Annotated in this window: 14 protein-coding genes, 2 pseudogenes and 1 riboswitch; of the genes and pseudogenes, 9 read left to right on the top strand and 7 right to left on the bottom strand. The window is 49.7% G+C overall.

The window, feature by feature from the left end; all coding sequences use genetic code 11:
• Positions 1-64 precede the first annotated feature (64 nt).
• From RHI63_RS03990 to RHI63_RS03975, 4 genes are all read left to right on the top strand, one after another.
• The gene (locus RHI63_RS03990) at positions 65-1,591 is read left to right on the top strand and encodes a peptide ligase PGM1-related protein (protein ID WP_310438486.1); all 1,527 of its coding nucleotides are present in this window, start codon (positions 65-67) and stop codon (positions 1,589-1,591) included.
• A gap of 35 nt (positions 1,592-1,626) precedes the next feature.
• A riboswitch (cobalamin riboswitch) is annotated at positions 1,627-1,768 on the top strand.
• A gap of 32 nt (positions 1,769-1,800) precedes the next feature.
• Positions 1,801-2,832: a sirohydrochlorin chelatase gene (locus RHI63_RS03985; RefSeq protein WP_310821880.1), complete on the top strand. Its 1,032-nt coding sequence runs from the start codon at positions 1,801-1,803 to the stop codon at positions 2,830-2,832.
• 74 nt (positions 2,833-2,906) lie between these two features.
• Positions 2,907-4,541 carry a 2-isopropylmalate synthase gene (locus RHI63_RS03980; RefSeq protein WP_206201168.1) on the top strand — a complete coding sequence of 545 codons (1,635 nt, stop codon included), beginning with the start codon at positions 2,907-2,909 and terminating at the stop codon, positions 4,539-4,541.
• Positions 4,522-4,965, top strand: coding sequence for a hypothetical protein (locus RHI63_RS03975; RefSeq protein ID WP_302676738.1), 444 nt, complete (start codon positions 4,522-4,524; stop codon positions 4,963-4,965). Before RHI63_RS03980 ends, RHI63_RS03975 begins: the two co-directional genes overlap by 20 nt.
• A 4-nt stretch (positions 4,966-4,969) precedes the next feature.
• Here RHI63_RS03975 and RHI63_RS03970 read toward each other — a convergent pair whose 3' ends face one another.
• From RHI63_RS03970 to RHI63_RS03935, 7 genes and pseudogenes are all read right to left on the bottom strand, one after another.
• Entirely contained in the window at positions 4,970-7,318 is a 2,349-nt protein-coding gene (locus tag RHI63_RS03970; RefSeq protein WP_310821879.1) for an AAA family ATPase, read from the bottom strand.
• Between the two features lie 17 nt (positions 7,319-7,335).
• A complete protein-coding gene (locus RHI63_RS03965; protein ID WP_310821878.1) occupies positions 7,336-8,352 on the bottom strand; it encodes an NAD-dependent epimerase in 1,017 nt (338 codons plus the stop codon).
• A gap of 27 nt (positions 8,353-8,379) precedes the next feature.
• Positions 8,380-9,658, bottom strand: a pseudogene (gene tviB / locus RHI63_RS03960) (Vi polysaccharide biosynthesis UDP-N-acetylglucosamine C-6 dehydrogenase TviB).
• Positions 9,659-9,727: 69 nt separating this feature from the next.
• On the bottom strand, positions 9,728-10,882 hold the full coding sequence (locus tag RHI63_RS03950) for a glycosyltransferase family 4 protein (RefSeq protein ID WP_302678915.1): 1,155 nt from the start codon (positions 10,880-10,882) through the stop codon (positions 9,728-9,730).
• Position 10,883: 1 nt separating this feature from the next.
• Positions 10,884-11,888, bottom strand: coding sequence for an EpsG family protein (locus tag RHI63_RS03945; protein WP_310743422.1), 1,005 nt, complete (start codon positions 11,886-11,888; stop codon positions 10,884-10,886).
• 71 nt (positions 11,889-11,959) lie between these two features.
• Complete coding sequence (gene asnB, locus RHI63_RS03940) at positions 11,960-13,918, bottom strand: asparagine synthase (glutamine-hydrolyzing) (protein WP_310821875.1); 1,959 nt, start codon at positions 13,916-13,918, stop codon at positions 11,960-11,962.
• Positions 13,919-13,923: 5 nt separating this feature from the next.
• On the bottom strand, positions 13,924-14,328 hold the full coding sequence (locus RHI63_RS03935; RefSeq protein WP_310800480.1) for a glycosyltransferase family 4 protein: 405 nt from the start codon (positions 14,326-14,328) through the stop codon (positions 13,924-13,926).
• 118 nt (positions 14,329-14,446) lie between these two features.
• On the opposite strand from RHI63_RS03935, the pseudogene RHI63_RS03930 reads away from it, so the two are divergent.
• The 5 genes and pseudogenes from RHI63_RS03930 to RHI63_RS03910 all read left to right on the top strand — a co-directional run bounded on the left by RHI63_RS03930 (position 14,447) and on the right by RHI63_RS03910 (position 18,945).
• Positions 14,447-15,102 (top strand): annotated as a pseudogene (locus tag RHI63_RS03930) (IS630 transposase-related protein).
• A 36-nt stretch (positions 15,103-15,138) separates the two neighbouring features.
• Positions 15,139-15,930 (top strand): FkbM family methyltransferase, encoded by a 792-nt coding sequence (locus RHI63_RS03925; protein ID WP_310821874.1) that lies wholly within the window; start codon positions 15,139-15,141, stop codon positions 15,928-15,930.
• 2 nt (positions 15,931-15,932) lie between these two features.
• Complete coding sequence (locus tag RHI63_RS03920) at positions 15,933-17,051, top strand: glycosyltransferase family 4 protein (RefSeq protein ID WP_310821873.1); 1,119 nt, start codon at positions 15,933-15,935, stop codon at positions 17,049-17,051.
• The gene (locus RHI63_RS03915) at positions 17,041-17,775 is read left to right on the top strand and encodes a class I SAM-dependent methyltransferase (RefSeq protein ID WP_310821871.1); all 735 of its coding nucleotides are present in this window, start codon (positions 17,041-17,043) and stop codon (positions 17,773-17,775) included. Before RHI63_RS03920 ends, RHI63_RS03915 begins: the two co-directional genes overlap by 11 nt.
• A 96-nt stretch (positions 17,776-17,871) precedes the next feature.
• Positions 17,872-18,945, top strand: a complete 1,074-nt coding sequence (locus RHI63_RS03910; RefSeq protein WP_310821869.1) for a glycosyltransferase — start codon at positions 17,872-17,874, stop codon at positions 18,943-18,945.
• The last annotated feature ends 18 nt before the right edge of the window (positions 18,946-18,963 follow it).

Here is an 18,963-nt window from a genome sequence, read left to right as displayed (position 1 = left end):
ACCCCCAAGCGATGAGTGCGACTCAAACTCCCTAAACTAGGGACAAGGGCATAGGGGCGTTTTGATGTCAATTGCTGAGGAATTCCGCCAACTGCAAACGCGACTCTTGGAGTGCTGGGACGGGACAGAAACGTTTATTCCTGAACTACCCAAGGGTCCCGGCGGCATTGAGCGCGATATTGTGGTGGTGCCTTCCCTGAGCTTTCCCCAACCGGAGCTGGCCAAGATCACCGGCTATACCCACTACGAGGAGCGGCAACTCTATACGCTGATCCAGTTGCGGAATCCGCGTACCCGCATGATCTACGTGACGTCCCAGCCACTGCACCCCAGCATTATTGACTATTATCTGGATTTACTCCCCGGTGTACCCAGTTCCCATGCCCGCGATCGCCTGCTGCTGCTGGCCACCTACGATCGCTCCGATAAACCCTTGACTGCGAAAATTTTAGAGCGGCCTCGCCTTTTGGAGCGTATCCGTCAAGCCCTGCGTCCCAACCAAGCCTACATGGTGTGTTTTAACTCCACCCCTTTGGAGCGGGAACTGGCGGTACGCTTAGGCATTCCCCTCTACTCGACGGATCCCGACCTCCTCTACTGGGGAACCAAGGCGGGCAGTCGGGAACTTTTTGCGGCTGCAGGCATTCCCCATCCGATGGGCAGCGGTTTTTTGCAGGGGGTACCGGAACTGGTGCGCGCGATCGCTCACCTCCAAGAGAAATCTCCTGAACTGCAACGGGTGGTGGTGAAACTCAATGAGGCTTTTTCCGGAGAAGGCAATGCTCTTCTTGATCTGCGCCCACTGCGCCCCCTTGGCAGCCCACACACCCCCGATCATCTACAACGGATTGAAAATAGCCTAGAGGAGATGGTCTTTCAGGCGCCTAATGAAACTTGGCTCTCCTATCGGCAGCGATTTATGGATCTGGGTGGCATTGTCGAAGCCTTTGTGGAAGGGACAGTCAAGCGATCGCCCAGTGTCCAAGGCTGTATTACCCCCAAAGGCAGTGTTGAAATCGTCTCCACCCATGAACAGTTACTCAATGCCCCCACAGGTCAAATTTTCATTGGCTGTGAATTTCCCGCCCATGCCGACTATCGCCAACAACTCCAAGAATTGGGGCAAAAGGTAGGGACGTACTTGGCACAGCAGGGGGTGATCGGCTGTTTTGGTGTGGACGTTGTTGCAACCCAGACAACAGCAGGGTGGGAGCTTTACGCCATTGAAATTAACTTGCGCAAGGGTGGTACTACGCACCCCTTTATGACCTTAAAATTCCTCACCGATGGCCACTATGAGCTAGCCTCTGGACTGTTTTACAGCAAGCACCGCCGTCCCAAGTATTACATTGCCTCCGATAACCTCTGCCAACCCCACTATCGCGGCCTCCTGCCCAATGATCTCTTGGATATGATTGCCCGCTACCATCTCCACTTTGACTCCAGCACCGAAACGGGCACTGTCTTTCACCTCATGGGGGCACTCTCGGAATTTGGTAAGCTGGGACTCGTCAGCATTGGTAACACCCCCGAAGAAGCCCAAGCCATCTACGACCAGACCATTGGCGTTCTCGATGCTGCGGCGCTATAAGTCTCTCATGTGCCCACCCCCTGCATAGACAGGGGTCTGAGAATCTCGCTACAATTGGCAACGTTCACTGTGAAGAGCAGCCTGTAGGGAAAATCCAGTGCAAGTCTGGTGCTGTGCCGCAGCTGTGATGGGGAACCCCCCTCAGCCAGAATGCCTACTTGCTGTGGTTCACTCTGTTTGCCTGCGTCGCACGGGCATGGAGTTTCAACGTGGTTGTTACGCTCAACGATTCCATTCTCAATCCCCTCGGTTTTAGCCTCGATTTACCCCCTCTCCCCCAATCTCGACCGCTTTTACTCGTCGGTCATGGGACGCGCGATCCGGAAGGTCGCCAAGCATTTTTGGACTTTGCCCAAGCCTATTATCAACTGGATCCCTGCCGGCCTGTTTTTCCCTGTTTTCTGGAGTTAACGGAACCCTCGATTTTTGAGGTGCTCAGCCAGTGTGCTGCCGCAGGCCATACAGACTTGTCAGTGCTGCCAGTTTTACTCTTTGCTGCTCGCCACAATAAGTTTGACGTTACCAATGAGTTGGATCGGGCACGGCGGGCGTTTCCGCAATTGCGCTATCACTATGGCCGCCACTATGGCATTGCCCCCGAAATTTTAACCCTGTGGCGATCGCGCCTTGAACTCTTGGACTCACCAGAATTTAATCCCCAAGGCATTGGCCGCGAAGAAACCGTTCTCCTAGTGGTGGGACGCGGCTCCAGTGATCCCGATGCCAATGGCGATGTCTTTAAGCTAGCCCGCATGCTCTGGGAAGGCAGTGGCTACAAAACCGTTGAGGTCTGCTTTATTGGCATTACCCATCCCCGCCTACCCGAAGGATTTGGGCGGGCGAATCTTTACCAGCCCCGCCGCGTCATTGTCCTGCCCCACTTCATGTTTACAGGGGCACTAGTCAAGAAAATCTATACCCTTACCGCAGAAGCCCAAGCCGCCTATCCCAGTGTTGAATACGTGAACCTACCGGAAATTGGCCTGCATCCGCAACTATTTTATCTCACGCGGCAGCGGGAAATTGAAACCCATACGGGGCAGGTGGCCATGAACTGTGAAGCCTGCAAATTCCGCTTGGTGGCAGGCCATAGCCATCATCACCACCATCATCAGGATCATGAGCACCCCTCCCACAGCCATGATCACGGGGGTCATCACCCTCACCACCATCGCCATGGATCAACCGTGGACTTGGATCACTTGCCCAGTTACCACCAACGCATTTGGCAAGTTCCCTAAGCATCGCTCCCCAGCGAAAATGTTAGAGTAAATGATGACTGCTACTCTTTCTCAAGCTTAGATAGGGCTTGTCTATGCGTATTAAATATCCTCCCCAGACGGTTGACCGGGTGTTAATTTTTGATACCACCCTGCGGGACGGTGAACAGTCGCCGGGTGCCTCGCTGAATGTGGATGAAAAACTGGCGATCGCCCGTCAACTGGCGCGACTGGGGGTGGATATTATTGAAGCAGGCTTTCCCTTTGCCAGTCCCGGTGACTTTGAGGCGGTGCAGCGGATTGCTGAAACCGTGGGCACCGAAACGGGGCCGGTGATCTGTGGCTTGGCTCGTGCCACCCGCCAAGATATTGAAGCAGCAGCAAAAGCCCTCAAACCCGCCTACTATCCCCGCATTCACACCTTTATTGCCACCTCGGACATTCACCTAGAGTACAAACTGAAGAAAACCCGCGCTGAGGTACTGGAAATTGCCCCCGAAATGGTGGCCTATGCCAAGTCCTTTGTGGATGATGTTGAGTTTTCCCCTGAGGATGCCGGGCGTTCGGATCCTGAGTTTCTCTATCAAGTTTTGGAACGGGTGATTGACGCCGGTGCCACAACAATTAACATTCCCGACACGGTGGGTTACACCACCCCCGCCGAGTTTGGCGCCCTGATCAAAGGCATCAAGGAAAACGTGCCGAATATTGATCGTGCCGTCATTTCAGTCCATGGTCACAACGACTTGGGCTTGGCCGTTGCCAACTTCCTCGAAGCAGTCAAAAATGGGGCACGGCAACTGGAGTGTACGGTTAACGGCATTGGGGAGCGCGCCGGCAATGCTGCCCTTGAGGAATTGGTGATGGCTCTCTATGTGCGGCGGCAGTACTTCAATCCCTTCCTAGGCCGTCCCCCCGAATCGGAAGCACCCCTGACCAATATCAACACCCGCGAAATTTACAAAACCTCCCGCTTGGTCTCCAATCTAACGGGCATGCTGATTCAGCCCAATAAGGCGATCGTCGGTGCCAACGCCTTTGCCCACCAATCAGGCATTCACCAAGATGGCGTCCTCAAGCACAAGCAAACCTATGAAATCATGGACGCCCAGCTCATTGGCCTAGCCGACAATCAAATTGTTTTGGGCAAACTCTCTGGTCGCAATGCCTTTGCCACCCGCCTGCGCGAGCTGGGCTTTGAACTCAGTGAAACGGAACTCAATAAGGCGTTTTTGCGCTTTAAGGAACTGGCCGACAAGAAAAAAGAAATCACTGACTGGGATCTAGAAGCTATTGTTAAAGATGAAACCCAAGCCATTGATGTTCAAGGCTACCAGCTGGAATTTGTGCAGGTCTCCTGTGGCGATCGCGCCCGCCCCACCGCCACCGTAACCATCCGTCTGCCCAGTGGTGAGGAGCTGACAGATGCCGCTATTGGCACAGGCCCTGTGGATGCCGTCTATCGTGCCATTAACCGCGTGGTGCAAATTCCCAATCGCCTCATTGAGTATTCCGTGCAGTCAGTGACCGCGGGAATTGATGCCATCGGCGAGGTGACCATTCGCCTGCAACACGGGGATCGCATTTACTCGGGCCATGCCGCCAATACAGATATTATTGTTGCTTCGGCTCATGCCTATATGAATGCCCTCAATCGTCTCTATCGCGGGCTCCAGCAGCAACGCCTCCACCCCCAGACCGCTGAGGTTCATGGTGGAACCACTCCCTAAGCCCCTTGAGCACCACGGCATCTACCCCTGCCCCATTTGCCGCCATGGCCAAATTGCCCCAATGGTGCTCATGGAAACCCATGCCTGTAACTTTTGCCGCCACATTTTTACCCTTAATCCTGAGCGCCAAACGGCTCGCCTTGAAGATGGGGCGATCGCTTTTCGCTGGCAGTGGACGGGTACAGGCTGGCGATCGCTCCACCGCCCCTCTTCTCAGGTCACCGTTGTTGGCCTTGTGTTAGCTATTTTGCTCATCATTTTACCGCCAACCCTCATCTGGCTAGCCTATGCCCTGTTTCCGCCCCTAGAAGCAGGAGTTTGGCGCTGGCTTCCCCTTCTTTGGACCGGCCTCACCTTAGCTGCCCATGCCCTACTCTTTGGGCCTGTTTTAATGGCTATTTTGTCCCCCGAAAGGGAGATGTGAGACCTTAGACAGCGAGGGGTACCACCGCTGACTCAGCAGCACTGTTCTGATAACCTCTGAAATCTCGGTGGTTGACAGCTACACCATTGACGACAATCCCAAGCAGCTTTTGCTGTAAGCTCAGATCACAAGCCTGCAGTGCCTGAGCAAAAGCTTCGCGTCGCGTTTTCTTTAACCGCACAACCAAGAGCGCCCGCTCCACCGCTGCCAGAACCCGATGCGCCTCCGCAGCAGCCAAGATCGGCGGCACATCCAGAATCACGCAGTCAAAGGTATCCTTAGCGCCCTCCAAGAAATCAAACCACCGCGCAGAACTCAGCAGTATCATCGGCTCTTGCTGAACCTGACCCGCCGTCAGTACCCAGAGTCTTTCCGCACGGTTTGCCAAAAGACTGAACCAGTGGGGAAAAGGCATTTCCCCTTGCAACAACTCCCCTAGGCCTGCGACATTGGGAATGCCAAGTCCTTGATGCATGCTGGGCTGACGCAAATTGGCATCCACCAGTAAGACCCGTTTTCCCATCGCCGCTGCTGCAACCGCAAGGTAAATCGCAAGGGTCGTTTGTCCTTCTTTGCCCGCTGTACCCGTTATTGCCAAAGAGCGCGGCAATCCCAACGACTCTAGCTGCGTCAACAGGAAGTAAAAACTTTCCCTAAAAGCAGGTGTGGCACTCGGCAAACGGTGCTGCAATCCCCAGAGCGTCAACGGTGTTTCTAGGCGACTAAAGGCCAATTGATCAAATGTCTTCGTCAGAGGAATCTCGCCAAGAATCGGCAAGGGAGTTTGTTGGCGAATCTGCTCCACTTCTAGGAAGCGATCATCCAACCAATCGATCACTAGAGCCAAGAATAGCCCCGACACTCCCCCCAGCATCAAAGCTATCACCAATGCCACTAATAAACGCTGGGTTACCTGATATTCTTCCTTGTTGTCAATATCTGAGAGGACTCGCCATGTGAAGTCTCGTTGCGCAATCTGCAGTTGGAGGGACTGTCGAGTTTGCAGTAATAACCTCAGAGATTCCTGTGCTGCTGCAAAACGTTGCTCAATCTTGCGGTAAGGATTGGCAAGGCGTATTACTCGCGATATCTCTGCCTCGGTGGCCTGAATTTGGTTGCTTAATTCAGCATCCGCCCTCCGCAGCGCTTCAAGCTCAATTCTAGTCTCTATGTACTTCTCGATTAGAGACCCAGAAACGGCACTTTGATAACCAATCAGCGTTTCGGGTTGACGAACTTGATCCTGATTTCTAATCGTAATCTGTCGCGCTTCCTGTCTGGCCTGCTCTAGCAGTAGTCGTTTTTCTTCCTGTAGCGCTTGCACCGTCGGTGAGTTTTCATTCACCTTGGCCTGCTCCCCAGCTAGCTTGGTTTCCGTTTCTGTTAATTTTAAGAGCAACTCCTGATAGCTTTGAGAAGCAGCTAGATTGGCGGCAGCAAGTGCTTCAGTAGGAGACAACCTTAACTGTGCTTCGAGGGAGTTAAACGTTGCCTGAGCTGACTCCAATTTTACTCTATTTTCATTTCTTGCAGAGATCAAATTATCCAAAAGACTAAGATAAGTTTCAAGATCGCTCCTGCCAGAGGTTGCAGAGGTAAACTGGGAAGCAACTAAGTCAGGTCGTACTACCCGATTCTGAAAGCGAAATTGGTTAAGTTGATCCTCCAGATCATCAATTTGACTCAGGGTCTTCTGAATTTCTTGGTTAACATAGCGCAGATTATCCGCTATTTGGTTCTGCTTTTCTTCTTCACTAAATCTTTTTAATTCTTCAACAAGGATTCCTAGGAGTGATTCTATCTTTTCTTTTTCTCTTGCAGAAAATTGGATTTCTATAATCTTTTGACTTGACTGATCTAGTAGTCTATTACCTGAGGTTAGTTTCGCTGGCTGAATTTTCAAGGATCTAATAAAAGATTGATACGAATATTTTTTTGGATCTAGATCAGGATTTGCTACTAAAAATTTCTCATAAATTGGACGCAAAACAATGTCGCTATTGAGTACCTGAACCAAAGTTGCCACATCACCTTTTGTTTCAGCTGACAAAAGGGGCAGGGATATTGGAGCAAGCTGACGGAGTGACTCTAAAGATGTTCCTGGCCGAGCGCCTGAGGATTGGATAGGTTCAACCTGCACCAACACAGAGTGTCGATAGCTTCTCAAAAAGAGGTAAGAGTATCCCAAAAAGCCAATTGAGACTAGTGCACCTGCCAATATGCCAACTGCTGAGCGCCGCTTCAGCCCGCGAAGTACTTGATCAATGGTCACTTTATCAATTGGCTGCGGCTGCCACAAACTTGCCCGAGCGGCTTCAGAGGGCAAAGACAGATGGTTATTTTCACTTGACATAGGGCAAACTCAACTCGTTAGATACCATAGTACTCACGATACCAGTGGACAAATCGCTGTACGCCTATCTCAACAGGAGTTGTGGGTTCGTAGCCTGTGTCTGCCCTAAGTTCGAGCACATCCGCGTAGGTATCGGGGACATCGCCCGGTTGCAGAGGCAGAAGATTTAACTGCGCTTTCTTCCCAAGATAGGTTTCTAAGAGTTCAATATACCGTAGGAGTTCGACGGGGCGGTGGGCACCAATGTTGTAAACACGCCAAGGTGCGAGACTAGTGGCCGGATCAGGATTTTCGCCACTCCATGAAGGGTTGGGTGTGGCAGGTCGATCCAGCACCCGTAGAATCCCCTCGACAATGTCATCAATGTAAGTAAAGTCGCGGCGATGGTTACCATAGTTAAAGACAGGCAACGGTTCATTATTCAAAATGGCTTTCGTAAACTTAAAGAGTGCCATGTCGGGGCGCCCCCATGGGCCATAGACGGTAAAAAAGCGCAGTCCAGTAGTGGGCAGGTCATAGAGGTGGCTGTAGGTATGTGCCATCAGTTCATTGGCTTTCTTGGTGGCCGCATAGAGACTCAAGGGGTGATCAACATTATCGTGAACCGAAAAAGGCAGTTTTTTATTGGCACCATAGACGCTTGAGGTGCTGGCATAGACGAGATGCTCTACCTGATGGTAGCGACAGGCTTCCAAAATGTGGATAAAACCTACAATATTACTGTCAATATAGGCCAAGGGATTCTCAATCGAGTAGCGTACACCCGCTTGCGCTGCTAAGTGGATGACCCGTTGGGGGGTAAAGTCTCTAAAGAGTTGGTTCACCCCTGTACAATCTACGAGGTCAATTTTTCTGAATACAAATTGATCACCTGCCGTGAAAGGGCTGAGTCGCTCAAGGCGAGCTTTCTTAAGGTTGACATCGTAGTAGTTGTTCAGATTATCGAGACCAATCACGCGATCGCCCCGCTTAAGTAGTTCCAGTGCTACTGCATTGCCAATAAACCCAGCAACACCCGTCACCAAAATATCCATCTTGATTCCTCAAATGACAAAAAGTAGCTAAAGGCGGCCGTCCACATCTTCCTTCGATAATACCCACTTCACATCATAAAGAACTCCCGGTGTTTTCAAGAGAGCACGAATGCCAGTACTACCCATTTCATGAAACTGCTGGTGGGCAACAGCAATAATGATTCCGTCCCACTGATGAGATAACTCTTCAATAAGGGAAATTCCATATTCTCTCTTGGCCTGTTGGGGATCTACCCAAGGATCGTAAATATCAACCCCTAGGCCATAACTTTGCAGTTCTTTGATAATGTCAACGACACGTGTGTTGCGTAAATCGGGGCAATTTTCCTTAAAGGTTAGTCCCATAACAAGTACACGAGCATTAGGTAAGTCAATTCCCTTTTTGACGAGTAACTTCAGAAATTGCGCTGCTACATAAAAGCCCATGTTATCGTTGATACGGCGACCAGCCAGAATCAGTTCAGGGTGATAATTGCAAGCTGCTGCTTTGTAAGTTAGATAGTAGGGATCAACACCAATACAGTGGCCACCGACCAATCCCGGACGAAAGGGCAAGAAATTCCATTTTGTGCTTGCAGCAGCTAACACTTCTTCTGTATCAATGCCCAATAGGTGAAAAATAATAGATAGCTCATTCACAAAAGCAATATTAATGTCTCGTTGAATATTTTCAATTACTTTTGCCGCTTCGGCCACTCTAATCGAGCTTGCCTTGTGTGTTCCCGCTGGAATAATTGATGCATATAGGCGATCAACTAAATCAGCAACTTCAGGTGTTGAACCAGAGGTAACTTTTTTAATTGTGGTTAGACGATGATTATGATCCCCCGGATTTATTCGTTCAGGGCTATAACCAACAAAAAAATCTTGATTAAATTTTAGTTTGGATTCCTGCTCAAGGATGGGAACACAAACTTCTTCTGTTACACCCGGATAAACAGTAGATTCGTAGATAACTATAGACTGAGGTGATAAAATCTGACCAACACTCTTGGAAGCTTTTCTTAAAGGTTCAAGATCTGGAACTTTGTAATAATCTATTGGAGTGGGAACAGAAATAATAAAAATATTACATTTTCTTAAATCTTCGAGATAGGTTGTGTACATTAGCAAGGAACACGCTTGCAAATCAGTGTCACTGACTTCTCCTGCTTCTGTCATATCCCTGCTTAAGTTCAGCGATACGTTGGCTATTAACATCATAACCAATAGTATAGTACTTCTTGCCAAATTCAACGGCCAAAGGAAGACCAACATAACCTAAGCCAATCACAGCAATCTTAAAAGTATCAGAAAAATTAAGCATCATGCACTCACCTTCGCTAATTTCGGCATCTTTCACTTTTTTGAAAAGAGTTGCAATATCCTAATAAAACTAACATGAACTGAGCAATTTGAGGTATTGAGCATTAATCTTTTTGACATCAAATAAGTCCAAAGCCATTTGATAGCTATGATACCCCATTGAAGGAATCAAACTAGGTTGTTCAATAAATTTCCGCATTGCAGTTATCAAGGCATTCACATCCCGAGGCGGAATAAGGTAACCATTATAGCCGTCAATAACCGTTTCACGGCAGCCTGGCACGTCCGTAGTAATCACTGGTCGACCCATAGCCATTGCTTCTTGCGTACTGCGGGGAACACCCTCACGGTAGGAAGGTAAGACAAACACACTAGTACTGGGTAGATACTCTTTGATATTAACAAAGCCAAACCACTCAACTATACCAAGCTCTGTAAATTCCTTAATTTGTGCTTCAGATAAGCTCCCCGGATTGCTATCTAGTCCACCAATTAACCAAAATCGAACTTGAGGATACAGAGCTTTTAAGTATTTAGATGCCTCTAAAAACTCTAATACTCCTTTTTCAATGAGTAATCTTGCAACTAAAGTAAATGTTAATGGACGAGAAAAAGGCTCGCAATACGACCATTCTTGAAGATTAACGCCTGTCCCTTTAATGATTAAAGTTTTACAAGGATTTAGGCCACATGCTTGAGTAATTTCATGACAGTCATCTTTATTTTGAAAGATAATTTTATCCGCAATAGGTAAGCATATCCTGTATAAAAAAATGAGAATGATCTTCAATTTTTTTGATTTTAATTGATGGTCAGGAGTAAATGCATAACCTAAGCCCGTGAATAATGCAGAGCGGAATTTTATACCAACAAATCTCGAGGCTAGTAATCCCCAAATAATTGGCTTCGAGCTAATAGCCAAGAGACTATCAGCATTAATTTTTTTTATTGTTTTAATAATAGAGAAGAGAGATTTAATTTCTTGACAAGGATTCATGCCATTACGAACAAGGTAAAAATGATGACATATGGCACCTATTTCACTTAGTTTTGAAATTTCTGCTTCTGTATAATCTGGAGCTAAACAATGAACCTCAGCACCTGTATGAATTAACTCTAAAATCAAATCTCTTCTGAAATTAATTAACATCTGAGCATTGTTGCAAAGCAATATCAATGACAACCCATCTAGCTTGGGTATTCCATAGTGATCTTTGATTGCCATCTTAAATAAAAGGATACATGCGATAGGGTAACCACGCGAAAGCATGATCAGCAAATTGCAGCCATACCCATAATACTAAAAAACTGTAACCAAGTACTAGAAGCATCCATCGATAAAATATTTCTCGGCTTTGAATGAGAAAGAGGTAGGGCAGATTTCCTAGAACATAGATCTGAATAGGTATTAGGTACAGCGCAAGGCGATCGGCAGCAGTTGAAGAACCTGTTAGCAAGAGTGCAAAAGAAAAAATAACTAGCCAAGATAAAGCAAGATAAACTTTTGAAGAAGTTCTAAAGAAATTATGCCCTGTATAGTATTCGATTAAAAAAATAGTTGCAGGTAAGAGATTCATGGATAGTCGAATTAAAGCACCTGAAGATGACATTCCTGCTCCGATATAGTGAACTAAAAATTTATCGCTGATGCTAGTAATCGCAATTGCACCAGATAGAGCTATCAATAATAATGCTGACACAAGTAGAATATTAATTATTTTTCCTGTTTTTAGTGAGTCAAATAAAAACATTAATATCGGCACTAATATCAGAAATATTGCTGTCTTATGAAACAGTAATGCCAAAATAAAAAACAGAATTGAATTTATTTTTTTATTGGATTCTAATGCCATTAACGCTAGTAGCTCTAAAGCGATCGCTCCTGCTTGGCGAGTATAGCCCATTGCTACAACAGTCGTTAAGTATGGGAAAGCAACTGTTAAACCCAAGTAAGGATTTTTCAGTTTTTGACAAAAAGCAAATAAACAGCTTGTGTAAATCACTGCAACACATAAGTTTACAAAATAAATTTCCTGATTAAGGGCAGCAGCAATCTTATTAATCCAGTGATAGGCAGGGTCACCAAGTAGGGCTTCAAAGCCTACCCATGGCTGATATCTAGAAGCTTCTAATATATCTATATACGTCAACCAGTCTCCACCAACTTCAAATCTCAGACCAATAAAAGCGACATAAATACTAAAAAGAAATACCCAATACCACTTCGGCATTTCTATAACCGATGGTGTTAGCGTGAGTAAGAAAACAAAGAAATAGGGAAACATATGCTAGGGCTAGATATTCAGAAACAGCGCTCTAACCATGACTGAAACATTAATACTTCCCATAGTTGTCCTGCCCAGTTGCGTTTTCCTGTTTGATGCTCCTGCCAGTATTGCCAAACAAGGTCAGGGTGTAGGTAGCCCTCCTGCTGAAGACGGGTTGGGTTCAACAAAGTTGCTCCCCAGTCTCGCAGTTCAGAACGCAACCACTGAGCTAGGGGAATACCAAACCCCATTTTAGGGCGTTCAATCAAAGGCGGCGGGACATAGCGATACAAAAGTTTACGGAGTACCTGCTTGCCCTGCCGCTGTCTGATTTTCATGTCAAGGGGGAGTGTCCAAGCAAACTCAACAATTCGATGATCTAGAAAAGGAATACGGGTCTCAAGACTCACTCCCATGGCGGCGCGATCGACCTTGACAAGGATATCATCGGGAAGATATGTCAAAAGATCAAGTGCCATCATATAGGATTCAAAAGGCAGTTGATGGCTCAGTTGGTCAAGCTTTTCTTGGATTAATAATGGTTCTTGACTATTAAGGACGAACTGGGAAGGTAAATCAATCAGTGATAGAAAAGAAAGATAGACTTCTTTGTCAGAGGTCATTTCACAGAGCTTAGCCAGCTTAGCGATTTTATCCCCTATGGTTGTATATCTTAAATTCTGAGGCAGAAAGATACTAAGTCCCCCAAAAAGCTGATCCCATTGTCTAGGGGATAGTTTTTTCAGCAAAGATGCAAGGGTGCGGCGCACTGGTTTCGGCAAGCGTTCTATTTTTCCCAAAATCGCAGGGGTCAAAAGGTACCGCACGTATCCGCCAAATAGTTCATCCCCCCCATCACCGGACAAGGCAACTGTCACCTCTTGGCGCGCAATCATTGACACAAGATGGGTAGGGATTTGAGAGGAATCAGCAAAGGGTTCGTCGTAAAGGTGGGTAAGTTTGGGAATGACATCCCGCGCCTCTTGACCTGTAAGGTAATATTCAGTGTGATCGGTACCCAAGTGTTGGGCAACTGCTTTAGCATATTGGGCTTCGTTATAGGCGTCTTCATAGAAGCCAATGCTAAATGTTTTAACGGGCTGGGAAGAAAGGCTTTGCATTAAGGCTACAACGGTTGAAGAATCTACTCCCCCCGATAGAAAAGCCCCTAAGGGAACATCTGCCAACAGTTGCCCTTGCAAACTCTGCCGCAGGAGATACTCTAATTCAGTAGCGGCATCTGCTTCTGTCCCCTGAAAGGTGTGAGTCAGCCCTTTTTCAATAACGGTTTGCAGTGACCAGTAAGCTTGAGGTGTCCCTTGAATGTTGGGTCTGAGAGATTCAGCAGACCACTGGAGATAGGTACCTGCTGGTAACTTCCAGATATGTTCATAGATGCTGTAGGGAGCCGGAATCCAACTGTAGCGGAAATACAGCGCTAAGGCATCGCGATTAATCAAGTTAGCAAAGGCTGGGTAAGCCCGAATCGCTTTGAGTTCTGAGGCAAAAACCAAGGCTCCATTGACCCAACCGTAGTAGAGGGGCTTTTCACCAATGCGATCCCTAGCTAGGGTTAATGTACGAGTCTTGCGATCCCAGAGGGCAAGGGCAAACATGCCAACTAGCTTTTCTAGGGCTGTGGTCACGCCCCAATGGCTAAAAGCCGCCAGTAGCGTCTCGGTATCGGAATGTCCGCGCCAAGGGGGGGCTGCACCAAGCGCTGTTAACTCCTGACGCAGTTCAAGGTGGTTGTAAATTTCACCATTAAAGACGAGGACATAACGGCCACACGCAGAAGCCATCGGCTGATGTCCTGCGGGGGAAAGATCAAGAATTGCTAGACGACGGTGGCCTAGGGCGATACCTGCCGCCTCATCTATCCAGACTCCCTCATCATCAGGGCCGCGATGGGAAAGGGTGCCATTCATCTTGCGGATAGTTGCTGCCCAGTCACCTAAAAAGGCAGCGTTGAGAAAACCAACTAGGCCACACATAAGCCTTAGAGGACTCCTTGAGCTTTGGCTACTACAGACTCTAGCAGATGCGCCAATTTGGGTGCTGTCACTTGAAGAGCGTAGTGCTGCTCAACTCGGCGACGGCCTGCAAGACCCATCCTAGTGCGCAAGTCAGCATTTTGAATTAAGGTTTCAAGGGCAGTTGCCCATTCTTCATTTGTAGAAGCTAAAAAGCCATGGACACCATGCTGAACAATATCAAGATTGGCTCCGACAGGAGAAGCAACAACAGGTAACCCGCAAGCCATATACTGAATCAATTTGAGGCCACACTTACCGCGCTCCCAAGGCTCATCGGGAAGGGGCATAATGCCAATATCGCACTGGGCAATGTCTTGAGCTTCTGTTTCTTCTGACCATGGAACAGAGATAACTTCAGTTTTTGGCAAGTGAAGATTATGGGTACCGATCGCGATTAACTGAATTTTATAGCCATTTCGAAAGGAGATGAGATATTTTCAAGAGGGATAGGCTATACTCAAAGCGTCATGAATGTTACTCAAGAATATGAGCTATAGCTTGGACTTACGAGAGCGGGTTGTCTCCTATATCAAGCAAGGTGGCAAAATCAGTGAAGCCACTCAAATCTTTCAGGTGAGCCGCGCCACTATCCATCGCTGGCTGAAGCGAGACGACTTAGCCCCCACAGTTGTCCCCCGTCGTCCTTGGAAGCTGGATTGGGCGGCCTTAGCAGCCGATGTTGCTGCCCATCCCGATGACCGTTTAATCGACCGTGCCCAGCGATCGAGTGGAGTCTGAGTATGGGTGGTCAGCGCGAGGCCAACGAATTGATGGAGAGCGAGCGGGGAAGCGTCAGAAAAGAGAGAGTTTAGTCGCAGGACGGTATAGACACCAGAAAGACTTCATCGCCCCAATGCTGTTTTCAGGATATTTGAATGCGTTATGTGAGTTGGTTGAGTCAGTACTGTTTGCCGGCGTTAAAGAGACCGTCGTTGTTGATGATGGATAATGCACCGATTCATCCGAAAGGGGCGATTCAGGCAGTGGTGAAAGCGGCGGGTCACGAGGTGTTATTTTTACCGAAATACTCTCCTGATTTGAATGTGATTAAGCACGACTTCAGTGCGCTGAAGCGAGCGCGGAGGTATGCAGGGTCAAACAGTTCGATTGATGAGTTGATTCGCAAGTATTGTGCTGGATAATGTCTCATTCTTTATTGGAATAGCTATATTCGAAAAATGCATGCCAAATGGCACCCAAACACCGAAGTGATTATCGATGACTTCGGTAAAGGGCGAGATTTGAGATTTGCCTGTCGCCTGGGCGAGCACATGGGGAGCCAAATCTATTGGCGTGGCACATATTCCGGCTCGCAGCTCCAAGTGTTGGCTTTATTTTTGCCGCCTGGCGGGGTGTTTATCGATTTGGGTGCCAACCAAGGCGAGTTCACCATTTTCGCGGCAGGTTTGGTTGGCAAGGAAGGGCACGTATTTGCTTTCGAGCCGTCACCCATCATACGAAAACAGCTCTTAAAAAACATTCAGTTGAACGGCTTCGAGCAAGTCAGCATTGAGCCGTTTGCTGTCGCCGACAAGCCCGGCCGTTTGTCCTTGTATTCACCAATCGGTACGTTTGATGATGGCACGATAAACGATGGATTGCCCACCCTGTATCCAAAGGCTAGGGCGGCGGCCAGCACCGCGACAGAAGTTGAGGTGACTACACTGGATGCGTGGCTATGGGAGCGGAACCTAGACCGTGTCGATGTGATCAAGATGGATATCGAAGGTGCAGAATTGCCCGCCTTACAAGGCAGCTTGGGGCTTATCCAGCGTTTTCGGCCTGTGGTGATCATCGAGCTCAACGCCGCCACTTATCGCGCTGCGGGCTATACCATGCAGGATCTGATCGCCTGGCTGTGGGCGCAGAATTACGATATTTTTAAGATTGAGGAAAACGCTGGTCTGTCGCATTTGAATCCCGATCGACTAGCAGCATTTCAAAACCTCCTTGCCCGCCCAAGAGTTTGAATATGCGAGTGCTTTTTTTTATCTCCTCCCTCTCTTCCGGTGGCGCCGAGCGTGTTGTAGCCAATCTTGCAAATTATTGGGCGGAGAAAGGCTGGGAAGTGACTGTTGTCACTTTATCCGATGGCGCGGACGATTTTTATGAACTATTACCTTCAGTGCACAGAATAAAGCTGGGTCTGCAACAAAATAGTGGCAATGTGCTGAAAGGCTTGATCAACAACCTGCGCCGTGTGTCTGCCCTGCGCCGGGTGTTGCGCCAAGTGCAACCGGATGTCGCACTGGGCATGATGGATTCGTCCAATATCCAGCTCGCGTTAGCGGCAACCGGCCTACATGGCTTGGTGACCGTCGGTTCGGAGCGTATCCATCCGCCGCAGATGCCTTTGGGTGTGGTTTGGGAAACCCTGAGATCCTATTTCTATGGACGGTTAGATGCGGTAGTCGCGCTCACCGATGAATCCGCTACTTGGCTGCGTCAAAATACCCGAGCGCGCAAGGTGCCGGTGATCCCGAATGCAGCAAGCTATCCCTTGCCGGCGCAAGCGCCATACATGATGCCGCCGGTCAAGACCGGTAATACAAAACTACTGCTGGCGGTCGGCCGTTTGAGTCGGCAAAAGGGCTTTGATCTCCTGATTGCTGCGTTTCAAGGCTTGGCGGCGGCATTTCCGGATTGGCGTCTAGCCATACTGGGCGAGGGGCCGCTGCGGAACGAACTTGCGGCGCAAATCAAGAATGCCAGGCTGGACGAGCGCATCCTGCTGCCTGGGCGGGTGGGCAATATAGGTGATTGGTACCAAGCGGCGGATCTTTATGTAATGAGTTCCCGCTTTGAGGGATTCAGTAATACCTTGGCTGAGGCTTTGGCTTATGGCTTGCCCGCGGTAAGCTTTGATTGCGATACCGGGCCGCGCGACACCATCCGTCATGAAGTGGATGGCCTGCTGGTGCCGCCTGGCGATGTGGCCGCGTTAAGTGCGGCATTGAGCCGATTGATGGGCGATGAGGCCTTGCGCCAGCGGTTTGCTGCCCGCGCCATCGAGGCACGTGAGCGATTTTCGATGGTTAGCATTGCAGGGATGTGGGAAGCGTTATTTGAGGAATTGCAACATGGAAAATAATCAGGAATCTCGCCTTGGGCGGCTTTATCGGCAAACTTATGAGGCACTTTGCGGCAAACATACGCACTTGCGTCCTTGGCATTTTCAATGGCTGGATACGGTTTATCTGGTGCGTACCCTAAAGTTGCGGCTGCCGCAATTGACGGGACGGGTGCTGGATGTCGGATGTGGTGACAAGCCTTATCGCCCGCTGTTCGCGCAAGCGACCGAGTATGTCGGAATCGATGTTGCGGGGAGGGAGGCAGATTATATAGTTGCGCCCGATGCGGTGTTTCCGTTTGATGACGCCTCCTTTGATGTGGTGCTTGCGACGCAAGTGGTCGAGCATGTGGAAAACCTACCGCACACGCTGGGGGAGATTTCGCGTGTGTGCAAGCCGGGCGGGATGATTGTGTTGTCGTTTCCGTTTTTGTACAACGAACATGGCTCGCCCTATGATTTTCAACGCTTTACTAAGCATGGTGCAGCGCGTTTGCTGCCGTATGAGGTTCACACGCTGGAATGCCAAGGCGGGTTTGGCAGCACGGTGGTGATTTTGACCTTGAACTGGCTAGAAAATAGCTTCAACGCCAATAAGCTGACTCGGCTGCTTAAGGCGCTGACCCTGCCGCTGTGGATACCGTTTTGTCTGGTTATGAACGGCTTGGGGTTGCTGCTGGATCAAATAGACCGGACGGAGAAGTTTTACAACAATGTGTTTGTGATGTTTCGTAAACTGCTATAACGAAATCGAATGAATTTGTCTTCATTAGATCCTCGGGGGCGATCCCGTATCGCTATTTTTTTACCCTCCCTCACCGGCGGCGGTGCCGAGCGGGTGATGGTGACGCTAGCCAACGGCTTTGCGGCGCGGGGGTACGCCGTCGATCTGGTGCTGGCCAGCGCTGTGGGGCCGTATCTCAAGGATGTTGCGCCCGCCGTGCGGGTGGTAGATTTGCGTGCCGGGCGGGTCATTAAGGCCCTGTGGCCGCTCATACGCTATCTGCGGTGCGAACGGCCGTTGGCGATGCTGTCGGCCATGAACCACGCCAATGTGGTGGCAATTCTGGCCCGGCGGCTTGCGGCAGCCAGCACAAGGCTGGTCGTGTCGGAGCGCACCACCATTAGCGTGCAAGTGGCGCGTGCGCGCGGTCTTTCGGCGCGGGCGGTTTATGCCCTGGTGCCGCGGCTTTATCCCAAGGCGGATGGGATTGTTGCCGTCTCGCGCGATGCGGCGCGCGATCTGGAGCGCTTCGCCAAGCTACCTGCGGGCAGCGTCCGCGCCATCTACAACCCCTTCGATCTCGAACGCATCGCGCAGCTGGCCAATGAGCCGGCGCCCCATCCCTGGCTGGGGCCGGGACAGGCGCCCGTGGTGCTGGCGATCGGCCGCCTGACGGAGGAAAAAAACTTCACCGCGCTGCTGCAGGCCTTTGCCCAGCTCCGCGCACGGAGGGATGCGCGTTTGCTCATCTTGGGCGAAGGCGAATTGCGAGAAGAGCTGGAGCGTCTGGCCCATGCCCTAGGCTTGGGGTCGGATGTGCTGCAGATGCCGGGGTTTGTGGCCAACCCGTTTGCGTATCTCTCGCGAGCCGCGCTGTTCGTCTTGTCCTCGCGCTGGGAGGGGTTGCCGAGTGTGTTGATCGAGGCCATGGCCTGCGGCACGCCGGTGGTGAGCACCGATTGTCCAAGTGGCTCGCGGGAGATTCTGGAAGATGGGCGCTGGGGGCGCCTAGTGCCGGTGGGGGATGTAGAGGCTTTAGCCCGGGCGATGGAGGAAACCCTGACAATGCCGAGAGATCAGTTGCCTGACGTGCGTCAGCGCGCGCAGGACTTCGACCAGACGCAGGCGATCGATGCTTATCTCGATGCAATGGGTTTGCCCCCGTGGGCAGACGAGAAGGGTCGCGAGTGAAAGTCCTGCACATCATCA

The organism is Thermosynechococcus sp. GLH187, assembly GCF_031583395.1.
GTDB lineage: Bacteria > Cyanobacteriota > Cyanobacteriia > Thermosynechococcales > Thermosynechococcaceae > Thermosynechococcus.
This window is presented reverse-complemented; position numbering and strand designations above follow the sequence as displayed.